General features: G+C 69.0%; 18 protein-coding genes. 7 read left to right on the top strand and 11 right to left on the bottom strand.

Annotation, left to right across the window (positions count from 1 at the left end; genetic code table 11):
• Window positions 1-7: 7 nt before the first annotated feature.
• The 4 genes from WDZ97_RS18850 to WDZ97_RS18835 all read right to left on the bottom strand — a co-directional run bounded on the left by WDZ97_RS18850 (window position 8) and on the right by WDZ97_RS18835 (window position 6,023).
• The gene (locus WDZ97_RS18850) at window positions 8-3,109 is read right to left on the bottom strand and encodes an efflux RND transporter permease subunit (protein WP_304000715.1); all 3,102 of its coding nucleotides are present in this window, start codon (window positions 3,107-3,109) and stop codon (window positions 8-10) included.
• A 48-nt stretch (window positions 3,110-3,157) separates the two neighbouring features.
• Window positions 3,158-4,315 (bottom strand): efflux RND transporter periplasmic adaptor subunit, encoded by a 1,158-nt coding sequence (locus tag WDZ97_RS18845; RefSeq protein WP_304000713.1) that lies wholly within the window; start codon window positions 4,313-4,315, stop codon window positions 3,158-3,160.
• Window positions 4,316-4,357: 42 nt separating this feature from the next.
• Window positions 4,358-5,581 (bottom strand): TolC family protein, encoded by a 1,224-nt coding sequence (locus tag WDZ97_RS18840; protein ID WP_020166232.1) that lies wholly within the window; start codon window positions 5,579-5,581, stop codon window positions 4,358-4,360.
• A gap of 118 nt (window positions 5,582-5,699) precedes the next feature.
• Window positions 5,700-6,023 carry a hypothetical protein gene (locus tag WDZ97_RS18835; RefSeq protein ID WP_304000711.1) on the bottom strand — a complete coding sequence of 108 codons (324 nt, stop codon included), beginning with the start codon at window positions 6,021-6,023 and terminating at the stop codon, window positions 5,700-5,702.
• Between the two features lie 158 nt (window positions 6,024-6,181).
• On the opposite strand from WDZ97_RS18835, the gene WDZ97_RS18830 reads away from it, so the two are divergent.
• From WDZ97_RS18830 to lipA, 4 genes are read left to right on the top strand one after another with little or no spacing between them, the layout of a single operon-like run.
• A complete protein-coding gene (locus tag WDZ97_RS18830) occupies window positions 6,182-7,318 on the top strand; it encodes a D-alanyl-D-alanine carboxypeptidase family protein (RefSeq protein WP_425763766.1) in 1,137 nt (378 codons plus the stop codon).
• Between the two features lie 22 nt (window positions 7,319-7,340).
• Window positions 7,341-7,625, top strand: coding sequence for a YbeD family protein (locus tag WDZ97_RS18825; protein WP_304000709.1), 285 nt, complete (start codon window positions 7,341-7,343; stop codon window positions 7,623-7,625).
• Window positions 7,622-8,242 carry a lipoyl(octanoyl) transferase LipB gene (lipB, locus tag WDZ97_RS18820; protein ID WP_304000708.1) on the top strand — a complete coding sequence of 207 codons (621 nt, stop codon included), beginning with the start codon at window positions 7,622-7,624 and terminating at the stop codon, window positions 8,240-8,242. The genes WDZ97_RS18825 and lipB overlap by 4 nt, the downstream gene beginning before the upstream one ends.
• 13 nt (window positions 8,243-8,255) lie before the next feature.
• Window positions 8,256-9,209: a lipoyl synthase gene (lipA, locus tag WDZ97_RS18815; RefSeq protein WP_425763765.1), complete on the top strand. Its 954-nt coding sequence runs from the start codon at window positions 8,256-8,258 to the stop codon at window positions 9,207-9,209.
• 46 nt (window positions 9,210-9,255) lie between these two features.
• On the opposite strand, the gene WDZ97_RS18810 is transcribed toward lipA, so the two are convergent.
• Entirely contained in the window at window positions 9,256-13,659 is a 4,404-nt protein-coding gene (locus WDZ97_RS18810) for a PAS domain S-box protein (RefSeq protein WP_425763764.1), read from the bottom strand.
• 9 nt (window positions 13,660-13,668) lie between these two features.
• Window positions 13,669-14,811 (bottom strand): HD-GYP domain-containing protein, encoded by a 1,143-nt coding sequence (locus WDZ97_RS18805; protein WP_304000705.1) that lies wholly within the window; start codon window positions 14,809-14,811, stop codon window positions 13,669-13,671.
• A 150-nt stretch (window positions 14,812-14,961) separates the two neighbouring features.
• Between WDZ97_RS18805 and WDZ97_RS18800 the strand changes: the two genes are divergently transcribed.
• On the top strand, window positions 14,962-15,687 hold the full coding sequence (locus tag WDZ97_RS18800) for an SDR family oxidoreductase (RefSeq protein ID WP_425763763.1): 726 nt from the start codon (window positions 14,962-14,964) through the stop codon (window positions 15,685-15,687).
• Between the two features lie 13 nt (window positions 15,688-15,700).
• On the opposite strand, the gene WDZ97_RS18795 is transcribed toward WDZ97_RS18800, so the two are convergent.
• The 4 genes from WDZ97_RS18795 to WDZ97_RS18780 form a co-directional block, all read right to left on the bottom strand.
• Window positions 15,701-18,169, bottom strand: a complete 2,469-nt coding sequence (locus WDZ97_RS18795; protein WP_425763762.1) for an FtsX-like permease family protein — start codon at window positions 18,167-18,169, stop codon at window positions 15,701-15,703.
• Window positions 18,162-18,830 carry an ABC transporter ATP-binding protein gene (locus WDZ97_RS18790; RefSeq protein WP_304000701.1) on the bottom strand — a complete coding sequence of 223 codons (669 nt, stop codon included), beginning with the start codon at window positions 18,828-18,830 and terminating at the stop codon, window positions 18,162-18,164. The genes WDZ97_RS18795 and WDZ97_RS18790 overlap by 8 nt, the downstream gene beginning before the upstream one ends.
• Window positions 18,831-18,860: 30 nt before the next feature.
• On the bottom strand, window positions 18,861-20,393 hold the full coding sequence (locus WDZ97_RS18785; RefSeq protein WP_425763761.1) for an EAL domain-containing protein: 1,533 nt from the start codon (window positions 20,391-20,393) through the stop codon (window positions 18,861-18,863).
• A gap of 153 nt (window positions 20,394-20,546) precedes the next feature.
• Complete coding sequence (locus WDZ97_RS18780; protein ID WP_425763760.1) at window positions 20,547-21,461, bottom strand: asparaginase; 915 nt, start codon at window positions 21,459-21,461, stop codon at window positions 20,547-20,549.
• 187 nt (window positions 21,462-21,648) lie between these two features.
• Here WDZ97_RS18780 and WDZ97_RS18775 point away from each other — a divergent pair, with 187 nt between their 5' ends.
• Window positions 21,649-21,879 (top strand): hypothetical protein, encoded by a 231-nt coding sequence (locus WDZ97_RS18775; protein ID WP_024300751.1) that lies wholly within the window; start codon window positions 21,649-21,651, stop codon window positions 21,877-21,879.
• 30 nt (window positions 21,880-21,909) lie between these two features.
• Complete coding sequence (locus WDZ97_RS18770) at window positions 21,910-22,755, top strand: EamA family transporter (protein ID WP_296813592.1); 846 nt, start codon at window positions 21,910-21,912, stop codon at window positions 22,753-22,755.
• Window positions 22,756-22,765: 10 nt separating this feature from the next.
• Here the strand turns inward: WDZ97_RS18770 and WDZ97_RS18765 are convergent, their stop codons facing one another.
• On the bottom strand, window positions 22,766-23,650 hold the full coding sequence (locus tag WDZ97_RS18765; RefSeq protein ID WP_020166247.1) for a helix-turn-helix domain-containing protein: 885 nt from the start codon (window positions 23,648-23,650) through the stop codon (window positions 22,766-22,768).
• Between the last annotated feature and the right edge of the window lie 87 nt (window positions 23,651-23,737).

The following is a 23,737-nucleotide window of genomic DNA, read 5'->3' as shown; positions in this document are numbered from 1 at the left end:
TGTTCGCTCAAGCTTCAAACGGCTTGTCGTCGAACCAGGTGTACAGCGCCGGTACCACCACCAGCGTCAGCAGCGTGCAGGTGATCAGACCGCCGATCACCACGATGGCCAGCGGGCGCTGGACTTCGGAGCCGGGACCGGTGGCGAACAGGAAGGGCACCAGGCCGAGCAGTGCAACGGTAGCCGTCATCATGACCGGCCGGAAGCGCATCTTGGCGCCCTGCACCACGGCCTGCATCAGCTCCATGCCCTCGTTGCGCAGGCCACGGATGTAGGACACCAGCACCACGCCGTTCAGCGTCGCGATCCCCCACAGCGCGATGAAGCCCACCGACGCCGGCACCGACAGGTACTCGCCGCTGACGAACAGGCCGATCACGCCACCGATCGAGGCGAAAGGCAGCACGGTGATGATGAGAGTGGCGAAGCGCAGCGACCCGAACAGCAGGAAGAGCAGGAAGAAGATCGCCGCCACGGTGATCGGCACGATGACCGACAGGTGGCCGAGCGCGCGCTCCATGTTCTGGAACTGGCCGCCCCACTCGAAGTAGTAGGCCTCCGGCAACTGCACCTGGTCCTTCACCTTCTGCTGCAGTTCGGCGACGAAACCACCGAGGTCGCGGTTCGCCACGTTGATGCCGATGACGATGCGACGCTTGCCGGTCTCGCGCGAGATCTGCGCCGGGCCGTCGCGCACGTCGATGGTGGCCAGGCTGGACAGCGGGATGGCTGCGCCCTCCGGCGTCGGTACCAGCATGTTGCGGATCGCCTCGATGTTGTCGCGGAAGCGCTCCGGCAGACGCACCACCGCAGCGAAGCGCCGCTCCCCCTCGAACACGTCGGTCACGTGACGGCCGCCGATGGCCGCTTCGATCAGGTCGTTCACGTCGCCCACGTTGAGGCCGTAGCGGGCGATGGTCGGCCGATCAATCTCGATGGTGAGGTACTGCTGGCCGGTCACGCGTTCGATCTTGATTTCGCTCGCGCCCTGCACGCCACGCGCAACGCGCGCGATCTCGTCGGCCTTGGCCTTCAGCAGGTCGAGGTCGTCGCCGAATATCTTCACCGCGACGTCGGCGCGCACACCGGTCACCATCTCGTCGACGCGGTCGGAAATCGGCTGCGCCATGATGATGTTCACGCCGGGCAGCGCCTTCAGCTTCTCGCGGATCTGCTCCTGGATGGTTTCCTGCGTCCAGCCTTCCGGCCATTCGTCACGCGGCTTCAGCGACACGATGGGCGTGGACTCGTTCTGCGACTGCGGATCGGCCGGCGACTCGCCGCGACCGACACCGGACACGGCGGACTTCACGCCCGGCACCTCCATCACCAGGCGCATCGCCTCGCGTTCCATGCGCAGCGATTCCTGCAGCGAAATGTTCGGCACGCGATCCATCGCGGGCACCACCGAACCTTCCTTCATCTCCGGAATGAAGGCGGTGCCGAGGAAGGGCAGCAGCAGGATGGCGCCGATGAAGGCCGCCACCGCCAGCGATACCGTCTTCTTGCTGTTGGCGACCGCCCACTCGAGCATCGGCACATACGGCTTCTTCATCATGCGGATCAGCCAGGTGTCGTGGTCGGCACCGCCCTTGAGCAGATAGCTGGACAGCACCGGCGTCAGCGTCAGCGACAGCACCAACGACACGAACAGTGCGATGGCGATGGTGTAGGCCAGCGGCGCGAACATCTTGCCTTCCATGCCCTGCAGCGTCATCAGCGGCAGGAACACCAGAATGATGATGCCGATACCGAAGATGACCGGTGTCGCCACCTCCATCACCGCCGACAGGATGACGCGGATGCGGCTTTCGCCTTCCTCCTTCGCATGGCCGAGGCGCTCGAAGGCGTTCTCGACCACCACCACCGAACCGTCCACCATCAGACCGATGGCGATGGCCAGACCGCCCAGCGACATCAGGTTGGCCGACAGCCCCAGCTGGTTCATCGCCATGAAGGTGACCAGCGGCGTCACCACCAGCGTGGCGATCACGATGACCGACGAACGCAGATCGCCGAGGAAGAGGTAGAGCACGATGACGACGAAGATGACGCCCTCGATCAGCACCTTGATCACGGTGGCCAGCGCCGCATCGACCAGTTCCGAGCGGTCGTAGTAGGGCTCGATCTTCAGGCCGCCAGGCAGCATGTTGTTGTCGTTGATGTCGGCCACTTTCTTCTTGATGTCCGACACCACGGCCTTGGCGTTGCCGCCGGCCATCATCATGACGACGCCGCCGACCGCCTCGGTGCTGCCGTTCTTGACCACCGCACCGACGCGTACCGCGTGACCGAAGACCACCTCGGCGACGTCGCGGATGAACACCGGCGTACCGTTGATCTCCTTGACGACGATGAGGCGGATGTCGTCCAGATCCTTCACCAGACCGACGCCGCGGATCAGGTACTGCTCGGCGTTCTGCGGCAGCACGCCGCCACCGGCATTGGCGTTGTTGCGCGCCAGCGCCTCGTACACATCCTTGACGGTGAGCTGGTAGTGACGCAGACGGTCCGGATTGACCAGCACCTTGTACTGCTTCTGGTAGCCGCCCTGCGAGTTGATTTCAGCCACGCCGCGGGTCGAGCGCAGCAGCGGACGCACCACCCAGTCCTGGATAGTGCGGCGCTCGGTCAGTTCCGCCTGCGTCAATTCGCGGTCGCCGTCGTCCGGGCGCACCAGCGTGTACTGATAGACCTCGCCCAGACCGGTGGACACCGGGCCGAGCACCGGCACCACGCCGGCCGGCATGCGGTCACGCACTTCGAGCAGCCGTTCCATCACCAGCTGGCGCGCGAAATAGACGTCGGTCTTGTCAGTGAACACCAGCGTGATCAGCGACAGGCCCGGCTTGTTCAGCGAGCGCATTTCGGTCAGACCGGGCAGACCGGTCATGCCGATCTCGATCGGCACGGTGATGAAGCGCTCGACCTCCTCCGGCGAACGGCCGGTGGCGTCGGTGGCGATCTGCACCTGAACGTTGGTCACGTCGGGGAAGGCATCCACCGACAGCTTGCGCGCCGCGTCGAGGCCGAAGGCCAGCAGACACAGCGCGACGACGACGATGACGAGGCGCTGTTTGAGCGCCCCGCGCACGAGGGATTCAATCATGGCGTCTCCAGTTCATCCGTTCAGCGTTGGCGCGAAGTCGTGCGGTTCTCATTCGAGTTCCTTGCGCTTGCGCTCGTTGTTCAGATGAAAGGCGCCCTCGGTCACCACCTTCGTGCCTTCGGCCACACCGCCCAGCACCGGCCGCATGGTGCCGATGGCGGGGCCGAGCGCGACTTCGGTCAGCTTGAACTGCTGCGGGCCGACCTCGACGAACAGGTAGTCCTTGTTGTTCTCGCGCACGATGGCGGTGTCGGGCACGACCAGACGCGCGGTCGGCCGCCCCTGGATCAGCACCGTCGCCAGCATCGCCGGCTTCAGCGAGCGGTCGCTGTTGTCCAGTTCGCTGCGCACCATGATGGTCCGCGTCATCGGATTGACGGTGTCGGCAATGAAGATGAGCTTGGCCGTCAGCTGCTGGCCGAGCGCCGGGATTTCGACCTGGATGGTCTGGCCCGGCCGCACCGCGGCAGCCTGCTGTTCCGGCACTTCGGCCTCGACCCAGACGCGCGACAGGTCGGCCACCGTAAACATGACCTCGCTCGGCTGCACCACCTGCCCCTGGGCGACCAGGCGCTCGACCACGGTGCCGGCCATCGTCGCCACCACCGGCGACACCGAATTGATGGCCCCGGTCGACGTGAGCTTCTCCAGCGACTTCGACGACACGCCGAGCACGCGCAGCTGGTCGGCGGCGGCGCGCATTTCGGCGCGCGAAATCGACAGTTCGCTCTCGCGGCGCTGCAGTTCGGCGCTGCCGATCACGTCGGCTGCGAACAGCTGCTGCGCGCGCTCGACATTGCGTTCGTTCAGCTGCGCCTGCGCGCGCGCCTTCATGTAGGCGAGCTGGGCGGCACCCAGCTCGGTGCTGTTGAGCACCGCCAGCGTGTCGCCCACCTTCACCTGCTGGCCCAGCATGGCGGTCAGTTCGGTCACACGGCCGGTCACCGTGGCGCCGATGCGGGTCACCCGCTGCTCGTCGAAATCGACCTGACCGGCCACGCGCAGCGTGTCCGACAGCTCCATGCGGCTGACCGTGCCGAGCTTGATGATGTTGCCGAGGTTGTCACCGGCCTGGACCAGATTGGGGTCGACCGGCGCCGCAGCGGCCGTCGGTGTCGCGGTATCGGATTCTTCGGAGCAGGCGCCGAGCAGAAGGGAAGCGCCGAGCAGTCCGGCGCACAGCAGGGGGCGTTGGATAAGTTTCATAGCGGATCGGAATGTGGATGAATTCGTTGTGCGTGAGCCGGCTCAGCGCAGGGCGCCAAGGCGTTCGATTTCGGCGACGGCATTGATCAGTTCGTAGCGGGCGCTGATCAGCTCGTTGCGGACGGCGCGGAAGGTGCGCTGCGCATCCAGCACTTCGAGGATGCCGCGCTCACCGAACTTGTAAGCCGCCTCGGCCACCTTCAACGCGGCTTCGGCCTGGCGCACGATGCCGCTCTCCAGTGCCGACACCTGAGTGCGCGACAGGTCGTACTGCCGGTAGGCGGCATCGAGCTGCTGCTGCAGTTCGAACATGCGCCCTTCGAGCGCCATGCGATTGCGTTCGCCGATCGCGCTGGCCTGCGCGATCTGGCCCTGGCGGCGGTCGAACAGCGGAATGCTCACGGCGACGCCGATGCGGTTGGCTTCGTATTCCGGATCCTGGTCGCGGCCGAGCTTGAACGACAGTTCCGGCATGCGGCGCAGCTTTTCCAGTTCGATCTGCTCCTTCGCGCGCTCGATCTCGGCGCGCAGGCGGGCGATCTCCGGATTGCGCGTCAGCATGTCCTCGCGCAGCTTTTCCAGCGGCGGCAGCTCGACGTCGTTCACCAGATCGCCCTGCAGTTCGTAGTCGATCGGCAGCACGCCGCCGACCAGTCCGCGCAGTCGCGCCTTGGACTGCGCAATGCGCAGCTCGGCCGCGTCGGCGTTCTTCTGCGCGCTCAGCAGCTCGGTATCGGCGCGGATCAGTTCGTAGCGCGGTGCTTCCCCGGTATTGACCCGCACCTCGACACGGTTGCGGATGGCCTTGGCCAGTTCGAGGTCCTCGCGTGCGGCGCCCAGCTCGCGCTCGTGGCGGATGACTGCGTAGAAGCTCTGCTTCAGGCGGGTCAGCAGATCCACCTCGTATGCCTGGGCGCCGGACATGGCGGACGTGATGCCCGCTTCGGCCACGCGCAGGCGGGCGTCGCGCTGCGACGGGTAGTCGAAGCGCTGCGACAGCGTGATCGAACCGAGCGAACCCGGTGCCAGATTGGGTCCGCGCGAATTGCGGTCGCCGCCCATCACTTCGAGTTCCGGATTCGGATAGGCGCGGGCGGTCAAGGTGTCGGCGCGGCTGACATCGACGTCGGCGCGCGCGGCGCCGAGCGATGCGTTGGACTGCAGGGCCAGCGTCTGCAGCTGGCCCAGTGTGTAGCGCTCGGCGGCCCCTGCCGCGTGCGCACACAGGCCGAGGGCGGCCAGAAGGGCGATGGCTTTTGTTTTCATGAGTCTGATGCCCTGACGGGAACGATGAAACAGGCGAACACGCCTGCGCGCACGGCATGCCGCGCAGGTCGTGAAGAAACGGATATGGACGGCGCCCGCGATGGCGGGCAGCCGCGCCTCAGCCCAGCCTGGGCGGGCGCAACGGAACCCGGTCGGGCTCGGGGTCCTGCAGGACGAGGGCGGAGGCGATCTGTTCGGGGCGTGCCTGGCTGCGCGCGCGCTGCGGCACTTCGGCGACGAATGGGTCCGGCGGATCGCCGGCCAGATCGAGACGGTGCATCAAGGCACCGTAGACGTCGGTCGGCGTGGCATCGGGAAATTCGAAGGACGCACAGCTCACGCACTGTTCCGGTGCATCGGCGAGCGCACGCTGCCCGGCCCACAGGGCAGACAGCGCAAACAGCAGGACACCGATCAACAGGAAGGCTCTGGCGGAACTCATGAGGCGTTCGGACGCACGGCACGGAATTTAAGTTCCCTTTCATGAAACCACTGTTTCAACTCGCGGTGCAACACGAAACATCACGAAGCAGCTTCCATGCCGGTGGCCGGCCCTGCTTTGGTAGACTGCGCACGCTGTTCTGACCACCGGTAACTTTCATGCTCAAGCTGTTGCGCTGCACCGCGCTTCTCGTGTCCGCCGCACTTCCGTTCGCCGCTTCCGCCGACCTGATCCCGCCACCCCAGCCCGACGCCAAGGCCTGGCTGCTGATCGACCACGAATCCGGGGCCGTGCTGGCGCAGTCGCGCCCGGACGACAAGGTCGAACCGGCTTCGCTGACCAAGCTGATGACCGCCTACCTGACCTTCAAATCGCTGAAGAACGGGCAGCTGAAGCCCAACCAGGCGGTGCCGGTCAGCGTCGCCGCATGGAAGACCGGCGGCTCCAAGATGTTCATCGCGCCGGACAAGCCGGTCACCGTCGATGAATTGATCCGCGGCATGATCATCCAGTCCGGCAATGACGCCTGCGTTGCACTGGCCGAGGCGATCGCCGGTTCGGAGGCCGCCTTCGCCCAGATGATGAATGCCGAGGCGAAGCGTCTGGGCATGTCGGGCACGCAGTTCCGCAACTCGACCGGCCTGACCGAGGACGGTCACTACACGACGGCACGCGACCTGGCCATCCTGGCGCGCGCGCTGATCCACGACTTCCCCGAGTACTACCCGCTGTACTCGACGCTGGACTACACCTACAACGGTATCAAGCAGGGCAACCGCAACCGCCTGCTGACGATGGACCGCAGCGTGGACGGCATGAAGACTGGCCACACCGATGCGGCCGGCTGGTGCCTGGTGTCGTCGGCGAAGCGCGAAGACCGCCGCGTCGTGTCGGTGCTGCTCGGCGCGCCGAACGAAAAGGGCCGCATCGAATCGTCGGCCACGCTGCTGAACTACGGCTTCAACGCCTGGGAGAACGCCCGTCTCGCCAGCGCCGAGGAAGTGCTGGCCACGCCTGCCGTCTACAAGGGCGCCGCCGCCAGCGTGCAGGTCGGCGCAGCCGAGGACGCCGTAGTCACGGTGCCGCGCGGCCAGGCCGGCAAGGTGACGCGCGAGATCGTCATCAACGCGCCGGTGATCGCGCCGATCGCCGTCGGCCAGCAGCTCGGTACGCTGAAGGTGGCGATCGACGGCAAGCCGGCCGGCGAGTATCCGCTGGTGGCCAAGGTGGCGATCGACGAAGGCGGCTTCTTCCGCCGCATCTGGGACACGATCCGGCTCTGGCTGGGTCTCTGAACGCGTTTCCGAGGACAGACCGATGGCCGATCAGCCACAGCCGTCGCGCACCGACACCCTGCTCGAGTTTCCGTGCGACTTCCCGCTCAAGATCATGGGCGAGCGCCACGACGACTTCGCCCAGGTGGTGGTCGAGGTGGTGCTGCGCCACGCGCCCGACTTCGACCCGGCGACGCTGGGCATGCGCCCGTCGTCCGGTGGCCGCTACATCGGCCTGACCGCGACGATACGGGCGACCTCGAAGGATCAGCTCGACGCGCTGTACAGCGAACTGAGCGGCCATCCGATGGTGAAAGTCGTCCTGTGACCGCCCTCGTCCGCGCGCTCGGCCGGGTGGACTACACGCCGGTGTGGCGGGACATGCAGGCCTTCACCGCGGCGCGCGCTGCCGACACGGCGGACGAGTTCTGGCAGGTCGAGCATCCGCCGGTATTCACGCTGGGGCTGGCCGGCAAGCGCGAACACCTGCTGCGCGACGTCGGCGTGCCGGTGGTCGACAGCGACCGCGGCGGCCAGGTGACCTATCACGGCCCGGGCCAGGTCGTCATCTACACCCTGATCGACCTCAAGCGCGCCGGCCTCGGCGTGCGCGAGGTGGTGAACCGCATCGAACAGGCGGTGATCGATCTGCTGGCGGTGCACGGCGTCGGCGCGCAGCGACGCCCCGGCGCACCCGGCGTCTACGTCGGCACGGGCGACGACGAAGCCAAGATTTCCGCACTGGGCCTGCGCATCCGCAACGGCCGCACCTACCACGGCGTTTCGCTGAACGTGGACATGGACCTGACACCGTTTACCGCGATCAACCCCTGCGGTTACAGTGGGCTGCGCGTCACACAGACGCGCGATCTGGGCATCGACCTCCCACCGGAGGCGATCTGCCTGCAACTGACCGGCGCGTTACAGCGCGCCCTCTATGAATAGGTAAACAGCAGCCATGAGCGACACCGCCTACGACCCGACCGAAAAACAGAAGGGGTCATCGAAAACCGCCCGCATCCCGATCAAGGTGGTGCCGGCCGAAACCCTGCGCAAGCCGGACTGGATACGCGTGCGCGCGGCGCGCCCTGACAGCCGCTTCGGCGAGATCAAGCAGATCCTGCGCGACAGCGGTCTGCACACCGTGTGCGAGGAGGCGAGCTGTCCGAACATCGGCGAGTGCTTCGGCGGCGGCACCGCCACCTTCATGATCATGGGCGACAAGTGCACGCGCCGCTGCCCCTTCTGCGACGTCGGCCATGGCCGCCCGGATCCGCTGGATGCCGGCGAGCCGGAAAAGCTGGCGAAGACCATCGCCGCGCTGAAGCTGAACTACGTGGTGATCACCAGCGTGGACCGCGACGACCTGCGCGACGGCGGCGCCCAGCACTTCGTCGACTGCATACGCGCGGTGCGCGAGCATTCGCCGCGCACACAGATCGAGGTGCTGGTGCCGGACTTCCGCGGTCGCCTCGACATCGCGCTGTCCATCCTCGACGCCGCGCCGCCGGACGTGATGAACCACAACCTGGAAACCGTGCCGAGGCTGTACAGGATGGCGCGCCCGGGCTCCGACTATGCGCATTCGCTCGACCTGCTGCGCCAGTTCCGCGCCCGCCACCCCGAAATACCGACCAAGAGCGGACTGATGCTGGGGCTGGGCGAAACCGACGACGAAATCCTCGACGTAATGCGCGACATGCGCGCGCACGACGTGCAGATGCTGACGCTGGGTCAGTACCTGCAGCCCTCGGGCGGTCATCTGCCGGTGCTGCGCTACGTTCATCCGGACACCTTCGTGATGTTCGAGCGCGAAGCGACGGCGATGGGCTTCAGCCACGCCGCCTGCGGCCCGCTGGTGCGCTCCAGCTACCACGCCGACCGCCAGGCGCACGCTGCCGGCGTCGCCTGATCCGAGCGCACCGGCACGCACCTCTCGCTGCCGGTGCGCCCGCGCCTCAGTCGTCGCGCAGTTCGGGGTGGGCCGACACGAAGGCGCGCAGGATGGTCAGCGCCTCGGGAAACTCGAAAGCCTCGATCAGGCGGGTCAGCGGATGCACCGCCGCCTCGCCGAACTGCGCCACCAGTGCCGGCTTGAGTTCGCGCCAGATGGCGCCGGATTTCATGTCGTCGTGTTCAAGCAGCAGGCAGAGCTGGCTGACCAGACTGCGCACGCGCGCGGTCGGCAGGCCGACTGCATCCGCCTCGGCGCGGGGCAGCGCGCGTATCTCGTCGCACACCGCACCTATCTGCACCGCGCAGGCGGCGATGTCGTCGGCGATGGTCTGCACCGGGGTGCCGGCATGCAGAGCCTGTTCGAGTGCAAGCGCGCGGTCGCGCAATGCGTGCGCACCGATGGTCGCCGCCACGCCCTTCAGGGTGTGCGCAACGCGCTCGGCGAGCACCCTGTCGCCGTCCTTGATCGCCTGTCGCAGGCGATCGACGTCGCCGCTGTGGTTCGCCAGGAACATGTCCAGCACCTGGCGGTAGCCCGCGGCATCGCCACCGAGCGCGCGCACGCCGACGTCGCGATCGATGACGGCGGGCACCGTCGGCGTCAGCGGCGACGCGGCCGCATGCTCGCCCTCCGGAATCCACTGTGCCAGCGCGGCGAACATGCGCTCCGGATCGACCGGCTTGACCAGGTGACCGTTCATGCCGACCTCTTCGCAGCGGCGCCTGTCCTCCTCGAAGGCGTTGGCGGTCATCGCGAGGATGGGCAGCATGCGTCCGGCGTCGGTGGCGCGGATGCGGCGCGTCGCCTCGACGCCATCCATCACCGGCATCTGCATGTCCATCAGCACGATGTCGTAATGCGAGCGGGCCACCTTGTCGACCGCCTCCGCGCCATCGGCGGCGACATCGACCATCAGTCCGGCGCCTTCGAGCAGTTCGCGCGCCACCTCCTGGTTGATCGCGTTGTCCTCGACCAGCAGCACGTGCGCGCCAACACGCACGCGACGCTGACGGGTGATCGAATCCGGCCGCAGCGCCGCGTCGCCGCGCTGCAGGCGCACGGTGAACCAGAAAGTGCTGCCTTCGCCCGGCACACTGCTCACACCGACGTCGCCGCCCATCAGCCGTGCCAGCCGACGGCTGATCACCAGACCGAGTCCGGTGCCACCGTACTTGCGCGTCGTGGCCGCCTCGGCCTGTTCGAAGGCCTCGAACAGCTGCTCCTGCTTCTGTGGCGCGATACCGATGCCGGTGTCCTCGACCTCGAAACGCAGCATGACCGCGGTCGGCTGCTCGGCCAGCACCTGCACGCGCAAGGTGATGCTGCCGCGCTCGGTGAACTTCACCGCATTGCTCAGGTAGTTGATCAGTATCTGACCGACGCGCATCGGGTCGCCGAGCAGCGACAGGCCGGTCAGCCGCGGATCGACTTCCTCCTTCAGCAGCAGCCGCCTGGAGGCGATGCGGTCCGCCATCATGCTGCGCACTCGGTCCAGCGTCGCCAGCACGCTGAACGGCACTTCCTCCAGTTGCAGGCGGTCGGCCTCGATCTTCGACAGGTCGAGCACGTCGTTGATGAGGCCGAGCAGGTGCTTGGCCGAAGCGGTGATCTTTTCCAGCTTGTCCAGCTGTGACGGCGCCGTCAGTTCTCGCCGCAGCAGGTGGGTGAAGCCGATGATGGCGTTCATCGGCGTGCGGATTTCGTGGCTCATGTTGGCGAGGAAGGTGCTCTTCGAGCGGCTCGCCGCCTCGGCGTCGATGCGGGCGCGTTCCAGTTCGGCGGTGCGGCTGCGCACCAGTTCCTCCAGATGGTGGCGGTGCGCATCGAGCTCGGCCTCGGCCGCCCGCTTGGCCGTGATGTCGCGGGTGACACCCTGCAGGAGAGTGATCTGCCCGTCGGCGTTGGTGCGCAGCGTGGTCACCACCTCGGTCATCACGACACGCCCGTCGCGACAGGGCTGTTCGATTTCCATCGTCTGCGTGCGCATCGATTCGTCGCCCGCACGGAAGGCCGCCAGCCGCACGGCGAAGGCCTCGCTGACGCGGCGGTAGCTGTCCGGCGTCATGGTGTCCTGCATGCTCTGCCCGAGCACCTCGTCGACGGTATAGCCGCGCAGCCGCTCGATCGCCTGGCTGATGTAGACGAAGCGCTCGGCGCGCAGGTCGTACAGCCAGATCACGTCGCTCGAGTTCTCCGACAGCAGGCGGTGCCGCTCCTCGCTCTCGCGCAGACGCCGCTCGGCCTCGCGGCGGTCGGTCACGTCGCGCAACACGACGTGCAGCAGCGCGCGCCCGTCGTGCTCGATCGCGGTGGCCAGCACCTCGGTTGCCAGCGCTTCACCATCGGCCCGCGTTATCAGCCACTCGAACTGGTGCGCGCCGCCCTCGCGCAGCCTGCGCATGATCTGCTCGAAGGCCTGGGCGGAGCGCGTGCCGTCGGACTGGAACTCCGGCGCGACATCGACCGGCGAGTGCCCGATCAGCTGCGTCGCATCCTCCATGCGGAGCATTTCCAGGGCGGCACGATTGACGTCGATGAAGCGCCCGTCCTCCATCAGCGCCACCGCCTCGCGCGTGTCCTCGAACAGCTTGCGGAAACGCGCCTCGCTCTCGCGCAGGCGTTCTTCCGACTGTCTGCGCTCGGTGATGTCGATATGGGTGCCACGGATCAGCAGCGGGCGCCCGTCCGGCGTGCGCTGCGTCACCCGCCCGCGGTCGGCGATCCACACCCAGTGGCCGTCGCGATGGCGCATCCGGACGTCGCACTCGTAATAGTCGGTTTCGCCGGCCAGATGCCGTTCCAGTGCTTCGTTGGCCTGCCGCAGGTCGTCCGGATGGACAAAGCGCGCCCAGGTGTCGACGGTGAAGGGCTGCAGATCGGCCAGCGCATAGCCGAACATGCCCGCCCAGCGCTCGTTGAACACCGCTTCGCCGGTCTGCAGATTCCATTCCCAGGTACCGGCGTGGGTGCCGTCGATGATGTCCTGCAGCCGCTGCCGCTCGCGGTCGAGCTGGGCCTGCACCTTGGAGCGCTCGGTCACGTCCCACCAGATGTCCGATACGTAGACCCGTCCCTGCACCTTCACCGGCTGCACGCTGACCCGAACGTCAGTAACCGAGCCGTCGCGGCGCCGGCGGCGCGTGTCGAACTGCGCGCCGCCGCGCGCAACCACGTCGCGCATCTTCGCCCGCACCGCATCGGGGTCGAGGTCGGCATTGATGTCGGCCAGCGTCAGCAACGCGAACTCCTCGCGCGTGTAGCCCAGACCGGTGCAGGCCGCATCGTTGAACTCGACGAAGGCCAGCGTTTCGGCATCGATCAGCGTGATCGAATCGGAGGCCTGCGCGACGATGGCGCGGTAGATGTCCTCGCGCTGCGTCGCGCGCGCTTCGTCCTCGCGCCGGGCGATGACGCTGACGATGCGGTCGGCCAGCGCCTCCAGCAGCATGCGCTCTTCGAGCAGGAAGGGCCCCTCGTCACGCACAGGCATTTCGCTTCGGTAAGCGACGCATATCCGTCCGCGCACTTCGCCACGCAGCACCAGCCGCGCATGGATGGACTGCACCGCCCGGTCGAAACCGGACGTGGCGACCGTTTCGCCGTCGAGCTCGATGGCGGCCTCAGCCTCGCCCACATGCATGAAGCCGCCAGGCAACAGACCCGCCACCTCGCGCAGCATGTCGGGCAGCGGCCGGCGCAGGTCCTCGGTGGCGCGGAACACCGCGTACAGGCAACGCTGTTCCTTCACCCGTTCGGCCAGCGCCTGCTCGATTTCGCGCATCAAGGTGACCTCGCGCGCCACGCCGAGTACGCCGACCAGCTGTCCGGCGCTGTCGGTGACCGCCGTCTTCGTGGTCTGGTAGAGGCCCTGCTGACCACCGACGCGGAAGGTAAGCCACTCCTCGTTGATCAGCGGTCGGCCGGCGGCGATCGCCGCCCGGTCGTGCGCACGGAAGAAGTCGGCCAGTTCGCGCTCGACGAAGTCGTAATCGGTGTGTCCGATCAGCTGCGCTTCGGGCACGCCGAGCAGCTGCTCGAAACGCGGATTGCAGAAGCGAAAAGTGCCGTCGGCATCCTTCAGCCAGACAAGATCGGGAATCGCGTTCAGCAACATGCGCAGACGGCTGCGCTCCTGCTCCAGCGCCGCAGCGTGGCGATCGGCGAGCGCCTGTGCGCGACTCAGGCGTCGGGCGTGCCGCCGCTGCGCCAGCAGCAGCGCGCACACCAGCGCCAGACTGAAGCCGAGCACCAGCAACAGCAAGTGGTGATCGCGCCACAGTTCGGGCAGCGAGTCGGCGGGCACGTGCTGCGCCAGAGCCGGTGTGGCGAAACTGAAGAGACAGACGGCAGCGGTGGCCGACCGCATCAGGCGAGCGGCAGCAAGGCTCGGTATGGACGTCATCATCGGCGCGACTCAGGCGGGTGCGTTCGGGGTCTGCTCGGCCAGGTCGGCGTAGCGCGCGGCGATGGCCGCGAACTCGTCGAGATGTGCGAGGTAGGCGTCGACGACGTCCGGATCGAAATGCCGGCCACGCCCCTCGGTGATGATGGCGGTCGCCCGATCGAGCGGAAAGGCCGGCTTGTAGGCGCGCTTGCTGATCAGCGCGTCGAACACGTCGGCCAGCGCCATCAGGCGCGCCGGCAGCGGAATGGCCTCGCCGGCCAGACCTTCCGGGTAGCCGCTGCCGTCCCACTTCTCGTGGTGGTAGTGCGCGATGTCCATCGCGATGTAGAGGAAATCCAGCGCTTCGCGCTCCTCCTGGTCGCAGATGGCGCGCCAGATCGCATCCGATCCCTGCCGGGCGTGGGTCTTCATGATTTCCCACTCGTCGGGCGTGTGCTTGCCCGGCTTGTGCAGGATGTGATCGGGAATCGCCACCTTGCCGATGTCGTGCAGCGGCGCCGCCTTCGTATAGGTTTCGACCCGCGCCGGCGTCAGCTCGCCAGCGTAGCGCGGCGTCGTTGCCAGCGCCCGTGCCAGCACATTCACATAGGCTTGCGTGCGCAGGATGTGATTGCCGGTCTCGTCGTCGCGCGCCTCGGCGATGCTGGCGAGCGCGCGCATGCTCACGTCCTGCACCACCTGGTTCTGCCGCATGCGGCGGGCGATCTCGGCTTCCAGCCAGGCGTTCTGATCGCGCATGCGATCGCGCGCCTCTTTCAGTTCGAGTTGCCCGCGCACGCGGGCCAGCACGATGGCCGGACGCACCGGCTTGGTGATGTAGTCGACCGCGCCCAGCTCCAGTCCGTGTGCTTCGTCTTCGGTGCTGTCGAGCGCGGTGACAAAGATGACAGGCAGTTCGCGCGTGCGCGCATCTGCGCGCAGACGGCTGATCACCTCGTAACCGTCCATCTCCGGCATCATCACGTCGAGCAGCACCAGATCCGGCCGCGGATCGCTGGTCGCGGCCGCCAGCGCACGTGCCCCTGAACTGGCGACGCGGACACGGTAGTGAGGCATCAGGATTTCGCCGAGTACGGTCAGATTTTCCGGCGTGTCATCGACCAGAAGCAGGGTCTTCTGCGGGGTGGTCGCCGCGCCCTGGTGTGGGTTCACTGGGTGTCTCCCGTGTTGTATCCGGAGCGCAGGCACCGGTCGGACGCCCGCGCCAGTTCTGTCGATGATCTTACTCCGCCCCTATGCGGTCGACAGCAAAACAGTGTGCCGACGCGGCTTTGCGGCGCATGAGACGACGAGGAAAAGACGATGAAGGCAGTACTGACCGGCCACACGCACGGACTGGGCGAGGCGCTTGCCGCCACGCTGCGCGCACGCGGCATTCCGGTGCTCGGGCTCGCACGCAGCCGGTCGCCGCAGCCCGACGACGACGGCTTCACGCAGGTCGCACTCGACCTCGCCGACGCGGCGGCGCTGGCGCGATGGCTGGCGGGCGACGCGCTGTCACGCTTCGTTGCCGCCGCCGACCGCGTGCTGCTGATCAACAACGCCGGCACGCTGGGTCCGGTGGCGCCGGCCGGGCGTCAGGGTGCGGCGGCCATCGCGCAGGCGGTGACGCTCAATGTCGCCGCCCCGCTGGCACTGACCGACGCCCTGGTCGCCGCCGCTGCGCACGCGAACGAACGGCGCATCGTGCACATTTCGAGTGGCGCCGCGCACACGCCGTATGCCGGCTGGTCCATCTACTGCGCCACCAAGGCCGCGCTCGACCAGCACGCCCGCGCCGCGGCACTCGACGCCCCGGCCGGCACGCGCATCGTCAGCCTGGCGCCGGGCGTCATCGACACCGCGATGCAGGCGCAGATCCGCGCCACGCCGTTGGCGGACTTCCCGAACCGCGCACGCTTCGAGGCGCTGCAGCGCGACGGCGCACTGCTGTCGCCGGCCGACTGCGCGCGCCGCCTGGTCGACTACCTGCTGTCCGAGCGCTTCGGCGTCGAACCGGTGGCCGACCTGCGCACCGCTCTGCCTTGATCGCGCATCGCCGTCACGCGTCCATGCGCACCGCGCGCACGGCATCGATGGCGAGCGCGCGGCGGGCACCGATCAGCGCGGCGATGGTGGCCGCCGCCAGCATGGCCAGCACGATGCCGGCGAGCAGACCCCAGGGCACCACCCAGTCCATGCTCCAGTGGAAGGACTGCCGGTTCACCACTTCGATCAGCAGCGCGCTCATCGCAAAGCCTGCAAGCAGACCGAGCAGCAGGCCGGGCACGGTCGACAGCAGGCCCTCGGCGGCGAGCTGCGCAGCGATCTGCCGGCGCGTGAAACCGACGTGGCGCAGCAGGCCGAACTCGCGCACGCGCGCCGCGGCCGACGCGGCGAAGGCGGCGGCGATGCCGGCCAGACCGATCAGCGCCGACGCCGCCTCCAGCGCATAGGTGGCAGCGAAAGTGCGGTCGAACACACCCAGCGACAGCCGGCGGATGTCCTCGCTCGACGTCAGCTCCAGCGTGTCGCCGGCGCCGCTGGCGTCGCGCAGCGCCGCGGCGACCGCGCTCGGGTCTGCGCCATCGGCCAGCCAGAGGCCGAAGTCGTCGGCCAGCCGGTCGCCGGTCAGCGCGCGGTAGCGTTCGAGGTCGATCACCAGCGCGCCGTGCTGCCGCGCGTAGTCACGCCACAGCCCGGCCACCTGCACGCGCAGCGCGCGCCCGGCCAGCGGCAGTTCGACCTCGCTGCCGGCACGCCAGCCGTACAGATCGGCCATCGCCTCCGACGCCCACACGCGTGGAAGGGCGCCCGGTGGCGCCATCGATCCGACGCGCGGCAGCACCTGTCCGGCGTCGTCCGGCAGCGCCCGCGCGATCAGCGCCACCGGCGGCAGGTCCGCGCGCAGCAGCAGCGACTGGTGACGCAGCACGTCGACGCGGGCGACGCCGGGCACTGCCGCCAGCCGCCGCTCGACGTCGTCCGGCCACGGCCGGTCGCGGTCGCCGCGGATATAGAGTTCGGCCGGCAGCACGTCGCCCAGCCAGCGATCGACCGACGCGCGGAAGGACGAGACCATGACCGCCATCGCGACGATGAGCGCACTGGCCGCCAGCACACCGGCCGCGCTGCGCGACGCGAAACCCGGTTCGGCGCGCAGTCGCGCCGCGGCCAGCGTCAGCGGCAGACTGGCGTCGTCGGGCAGCGCCCGCGCCAGTGCCGCCGCGAGCGGTGGCACCGCCAGCACCGCGCTCGCCAGCACGCAGCCGATCGCCAGATAGCCGCCCAGAGGCAGCCCGCCCAGCGCCGGCTGTGCCGCGGCGACGGCACCCAGTGCGAGCAGCGCCAGCAGGCCGACGGCCCGGCGGCGATTCCCCAGCAGACGCAAGGGCGGCGTGAACACCCCGCCGCGCAGCGCCTGCGCCGGCGTGATGGCCAGCGCATCGCGCGCCGGCCAGGCGGCACCGGCCGCCGCCGACGCCACGCCGAGCAGGCCGAAGCCGATGCTGGCCGACACATCGAAGCCCAGTTGCGGCGCCGCGCCGGCAATCAGGCCGGCGCCCAGGTCGCTGCCGATCAGATGGAGCCCCAGCGCCGCCAGCGCGTGACCCAGCGCAATGCCGATGGCGGCACCGGCGGCACCGAGCAGCGCGCCTTCGCCGACCAGCAGCCGCATCAGCTGAGTGCGCGTCAGCCCGGCCGCGCGCAGGAAGGCGATTTCCGATACGCGGCGGGCAATCGCCGCCGCCTGCGTCGCCGCCACCAGGAAACTGCCGACCGCCAGCGCGATCAGCGCCAGCAGGCCGAGATTGACGCGATAGGCACGCGACAGCCGGTCGGCCCGCTCCAGCGCCTGCGCCGGCGTCTGCAGCGTCACGTCGGCCGGCAGTGCGGCGGCGATGCGCCCGATCGCATCGGCGCGCCCCACGCCCGCGTGCAGGCGCAGCGCGACGCGGTGAATGCGGCCGGCGCTGCCCAGCCGCCACTGCGCGTCGCCGATGTCGGTCACCGCCAGCACCGCGCCCTCGCCGGCCGCCGGCAGCCAGCCGGCAACGCGGAAGGCGTGACCGCGCAGCGTCAGCGTGTCGTCCGGCTGCAGGCCGAGTGCGCGACCGGCCGCGTGGCTCAGGTAGAGCGTGCCCGGCTGCATCAGGCGACCGATGCCGTCGGCCGGCGGCAGCAATGTCGGCTGCACGGCGGCAGCGCGGAAGGCGTCGATGCCGATCATGCGCAGCTTCAGCGTGCGGCCGGCGTGCGCGACCTCGATCTCGCGCTCGACCAGCGGACTGGCCGCCGCCACGTCGGGCAACGCGGCCAGCCGGGGGTAGAGCATTTCATCCATGCCGCGCGGCGCCACCGCCTCGACGTCGGCGCTGCCGGACACGCTGCGCAGGCCGGATTCGAATTCGTCGAGCGCCGCCCGGTGGATGGCCGACACCGCGACACCAAGCGCCACGCCGAGTGCGATGGCGAGCAGCGCCAGCACGCTCGCGCCGCGCCGGGCCGAGCGCCACAGCAGCTCAAGCATCGTGCAGGCGGCCGTCGCGCGCCAGCCGCAGCACGCGGTCGGCACTGTCCGCCATCGCGGTCGAATGCGTCACCAGCAGGCCGCAGGCCTTGCTGGACTTCACCGCGTCGCGCAACAGCGCGGCGACGCGCTCGGCGTTGTCGGCGTCCAGGTTGCCTGTCGGTTCGTCGGCCAGCAGCAGGCGCGGGCGATGCACCAGCGCGCGGGCGATGGCCACCCGCTGCAGCTCGCCGCCGGACAGCCGGGTCGGGCTGTCGCCGGCACGCTCGCCCAGACCCACTGCATCGAGCTGCGCGCGGGCACGGGCGGCCCGTTCGCGCACCGGCACGCCGGCCAGAGCCAGCGGCAACGCGACGTTGTCGGCCAGGCTGAGCCAGGGCAATACGTGGAAGGACTGGAACACGAAACCGACCTCGACCCGCCGCCACAGCGTGGCCGCGTCGTCGTCGAGCGTGGACACCGCGTGCGCACCGAACTGGACGCTGCCGGCGTCCGGTCGGTCGAGGCCGGCGACCAGATTGAGCAGCGTCGACTTGCCGGCGCCCGATTCGCCGATCACCGCGACGTATTCGCCCGGCGTGACGGTCAGGTCGACGGCGTCGAGCAGCAGGCGCGGCGGCGTACCCGGCAGGGTCTTGCGGAGTGAATGGAGGGTGAGCACGGCCGATGGACTGCGCGGCGCGCGCCGGGTTCAGCCGCGCGTGGCGAGGAAGTGACGGAACTCGCTGGCGTCCATCGGTCGCGCGTACAGATAGCCCTGCGCGATCTCGACGCCCTGCTCGCGCAGATAGTCCGCCTGCTGCTCGGTCTCGACGCCCTCGGCCACCATGTGCAGACCGCGCGTGCGGGCGATCTCGGCAATGTGCGGCACCAGCGGCGCGTGCGGCGTTTCGGCGCCTATGGTGCCGACGAAGGCGCGGTCTATCTTCAGCGCGTCGACCGGCAGGTCGTGCAGATAGGACAGGCTGGAGTAACCGGTGCCGAAGTCGTCCAGCAGCACCTTGTGGCCAGCCTCGCGCAGCCGCGCCAGCACCTCGCCGGCCGAGCCGGCCTGGATCAGGTTGCGCTCGGTCAGCTCGAGTTCGATCTGGCTGCGGCGGATGCCGTTGCCGTCCAGCGCGTCGGCCAGCAGTTCGGTCAGATCGCCGCGCTCGAGGTCGTGCGAAGCCAGGTTCAGAGACACCGTCAGCTCCGGCCGGCGCTGCAGCAGATCGCCGATCTCGGAAATCGCGGTGCGCAGCACGCGGGCGGTGATTTCGTGCTCGAAACCCGAATGCTCGGCCAGATGCACCAGGTCGTCGGTACTCATGACCGGCTCGTTCTGATCGGGCCAGCGCACCAGCAGCTCGGCACCGACGCAGCGGCCATCGGACAGGCGGATCTGCGGGTGGTAGGCCACGCGCAGTTCGCCGCGGCGTATCGCCGACAGCAGCGCGCTGGCCGGCGAGAAGTACTGGCGCGCGAAGCGGCGCACCGCCCACATCAGCAGGGTGCTCACCAGCACGCCGAGCAGCGTCATCATGACCAGCGGCTCGGTCCATGCGGCCATCAGCTGGGCGCGCGACTGCGCGCCGACGGCGACGATGGGCAGCTGCGCCGACTGCGCGACGGCATACAGGCGATCGCCCTGGATGCGCTCGCGACCGGTCACCGCGGTATCGATCATGCTCGGCAGCAGCGGCTGGTCGAGGTGGGCCAGCGGCAGCCAGTCGGTGGTGCTGAGCACCGCCAGTTGGGTATCGCCGACCGCGCGCGCCTGGAAGTGACTGGCGTGAATCAGCGCGATGTGGCTGCCGCGGCCTATGGCCACCGACGGCCGCGCGTCGTCGAGCGTGTGGGTGACGCGGAACCAGATCTGCCGCCCCTTGCCATCCGACCAGTCGGCCGCCGGCAGCACGCGATGGGCTTCGCTGCCCATGCTGCTGCAGGCGATCTGGCCGTTCTCGACATAGGCGATCTCGCGCACGAAGGGCGTGCAGTAGGCGATCTGCCGCAGCCGCTCGATATGGGCCGGCGAGCAGGCCGGCTGCGGGAAACTCTGCAGACCGCCCAGTTCGGACTGCGCGTCGTCGAACACCTGCTCGGCGCGGGCCAGCGCCTGCTGCGCCAGCGCATCGAGGTGCTGGGTCTCCACCCGCAGCGTGTAGGCCCAGGAGAAATAGAGCGCAGCCGCCACCGGCAGCAGCCCGGCAAGCAGGGCGGCCACGGTCAACAGCGTGGTCAATGCGCGACGTCGCATCGGAGGCGTTCTTCGATTATGGCGGCCGCTCGGGCGACCTTGTTCTTGATGTGCACAGAGGCGGAAGTTTAAGCGCTTGCGACCCCGTCACAGCGCGCCCACGTCGCAATCTTCGTGCTTTTTTGTGAATGCCCGGCGTCAGCGCAGGGTGAGCAGCAGTTCGACGCGTGCCTGCACCGGCGTCAACGCGCCGGCCGACGGCAGCGCCTGCGCGCTCGTTTCGACGATGCTGCCGCGGCCGATGCGGGTCGCGCGCAGCACCGCAACACCGGCCGCCTGCGCGCGCAGCAGCGCACTTTCGAGCGCAGCGGACAGTGTGCCGTTGCCAGTGCAGGCGGCGACGATGCCACGTGCGCCGAGCGCGACCAGCGCGTCCACCAGTGCGCCGTCGACACCGGCCGCGCTGACGACGATATCGACGCGCGGCCAGTCCTCGCGCTGCGTGCAGGCCAGGCCGAGCGCCTCGCCCGCGGGCCAGTCGCGCAGTTGCCGCAGATGCCCCTCTTCGATGTAGCCGAGCGCACCGGCGTCACCGGAATCGAAGGCATCGACGCGGTAGGGGTGCACCTTGCGCACGTCGCAACCGGCGTGCACCGCACCGGCAATGCAGGCGAGCACGCCACGCGCGCCGGGCAGCGCGGCGACCCGCACCGCGTCGAGCAGGTTCTGCGGGCCGTCCGGCGCCAGCGCGTTCGCCGGCCGCATCGCGGCGGTCAGCACCACCGGTTTGGCCGGCGCCAGCACGCGATGCAGGAAGTAGGCGGTCTCCTCCAGCGTGTCGGTGCCGTGCGTGATGACGATGCCGGCCACCTCGTCACGTGCGAGGTGATGCGCGCTGCGTTCGGCCAGCGCATGCCAGATGGCGAAGGACATGTCCTTGCTGTCGACCTGCGCCACCTGTTCCGCTTCCAGCGCGAAGCCGGCCAGCGCCGGAATCGCCGCCAGCAGATCGCCGACGGCGATCTGCGCAGCGGTATAGCCGACATTGTCGCCGGCCTGCCGGGCCTGACCGGCGATGGTGCCGCCGGTGCCGAGGATGACGATGCGTTTCATCGTGTCGGTTCGCGAGTGAATTTGCCCCATTCTCGCGGAGCGCTCGCGGCACGCGCAAGCACGCGCGTGGTCGAAGCCGGCAACGCGGCTTCACAGGTCGCCGCCGCATCGGACACAATGCAGGCCGCCGTGCACCCGCGGCGGCTTGCCCGCCGTCGGCGCTGCCCCCTCTCACTGGATCTCATTCATGCGCGTACTGTTCTTCTTCGCCGCCCTCGGCTTCGCCATCGTCGGCATGTCCGGGGTGACGCTGAGCCTGCTCAACCTGATCGACGAAAGCCAGACCGGTGGCTGGCCGCTGTGGCAGTCGCTGATCATGACCGCGGTCGGCGTCGCCGGCTTCCTGTTCTGCCTGATCAAAGTGATACGCGGCGTGCGCGAGGAAACACCGCCCGCGCCGCCGAAGCAGGTCGACTGATCCAGCGCCCGCACGGCGGAGGACGACGGCATGCCCCTGGACGTGATGGCGGTCGTGCTGTTCGCCGCGCTGCTGCATGCCGGCTGGAATGCGCTGGTGCGCAGTTCTCAGGACACCTTCGCCGACACCGCCTTCATGGTCGGCGGCGCTGCGCTGTGGGCGGCCTGCCTGCTGCCGCTGCTACCCATGCCGGCGCCGGCCAGCTGGCCCTGGCTGGGCGCGTCGGTGGTGATCCACGTCCTCTACTTCTCGCTGGTGGCGCTCGCCTACCGCGGCGGCGAACTGGGCCTGGCCTATCCGCTGATGCGTGGTTCGGCACCGCTGCTGACCGCGCTGGCGGCGACGCAGCTGCTCGGCGAACGGCTGTCGCCAGGCGCCTGGACCGGCATCGTGCTGATCGGCGGCGGCATCCTGCTGCTGGCTGGCGACGCCCGGCGCCGCGGCCACCTGCACCTGGGCTCGGCCGCGCTGGCACTGGCCAATGGCGCAGTGATCGCCTGCTACACGCTGATCGACGGCCGCGGTGCGCGCCTGTCCGGCAGCGCCTTCGGCTACACGGCGTGGATGCTGCTGCTGAGCGGTCTGTTGATGCTCCTGCTTTTCTGCCTGCGACGTGGCCGACCCGAGCTGGCGCGGCTGCGCGGCAGCGGCCGACGGGCAATGATCGGCGGGGCCGGCACGCTGGCGTCCTACACGCTGGTGCTGTGGGCGATGACGCGCGCGCCGATCGCGCTGGTGGCTGCGCTGCGCGAAACATCGGTGGTATTCGCGCTGCTGATCGCCGCTGGCGTACTGAAGGAAACGGTCAGCCGGCTGCGCCTCGCCGCCATCGTCGTGGTCGGCGCCGGTGCGATCGCTCTGCGGCTGCTGCAGTGAGCGGTGCGTCCTAGCCGCGCGCGGCGCGCAGCTTGGCCGGTGTCGTGCCGAGCCGTGCACGCAGCACGCGGGTCATGTGCGCCTGATCGGAAAAACCGCAGCTGGCGGCCACCTCCTTGACCGCCAGATCGCCGGCGGCGAGCAGCTGGCGCGCGCGCTCGACGCGACGGTCGATCACGAAGGCGTGCGGCGCCCGGCCCTGCGTCTCGCGGAAGCGGCGGTGGAAGGTGCATACGCCGAGACCCGCCGCCTCGGCCATGTCTTCCAGCGTCAGCGCTTCGTGCAGGCGGCTGTCTATCAGGTCGAGCACGCGGCGCATCTGCGCCGGCGACAGACGGCCGCCCGGCAGGTCGTGACGGAAGGTGACCTGGGCGTACCTGCGCAGCAGGTGCACCGCCAGCTGGGTGCCCAGCGTCTCCGCATACAGCGGACCGCCCATTTCGGGCTGCACCGCCTCCTGGGTGATGGCGTCGGTGATGGCGAGCAGCGTCGGGTCGCGCGCGCACAGCACGTCGTGCAGCCGCACCTCGGCGACCGGCCTGTCCATCACCTCGCCCGCCACGCGCGACATCAGGCTGTTCGACAGATAGACGTGCGACACGTCGATCTGCTGTGTCCAGTGCCAGTGCGAGGCCTCTGACATGGTGAGCAGCGAGGCGTCACCGGGACGGCAGTCGGCACGCGACCAGCGCTGGTCGAAACAGCGGTCCATCGGCGTCTGGCCGGCGGCGTAGCGCACGACCATGAAGTGGTCCAGCGGTGGAATCGGTACGTCGAGGCCGGCGTATCGGTAGGAACGATGACCGACGCCCTTCCAGCCGAGGTTGTCGCTCGACGAAAGCACCTCGCCGGGCACCCACTGGGGCAGTTCTTTCGGCGTGATGATGTTCGGCATGTCGTTCTCCCCCGACGAGAAGGCCGGACGCGGTCCGCTGCGCCGCCGGTCGCGCCTGCCGGCACACGCCGGCAGGCAGGGGCAGCT

The sequence above is a fragment of the Methyloversatilis sp. MC4-4 genome (assembly GCF_049843555.1).
Classification (GTDB): domain Bacteria; phylum Pseudomonadota; class Gammaproteobacteria; order Burkholderiales; family Rhodocyclaceae; genus Methyloversatilis; species Methyloversatilis discipulorum_B.
This window is presented reverse-complemented; position numbering and strand designations above follow the sequence as displayed.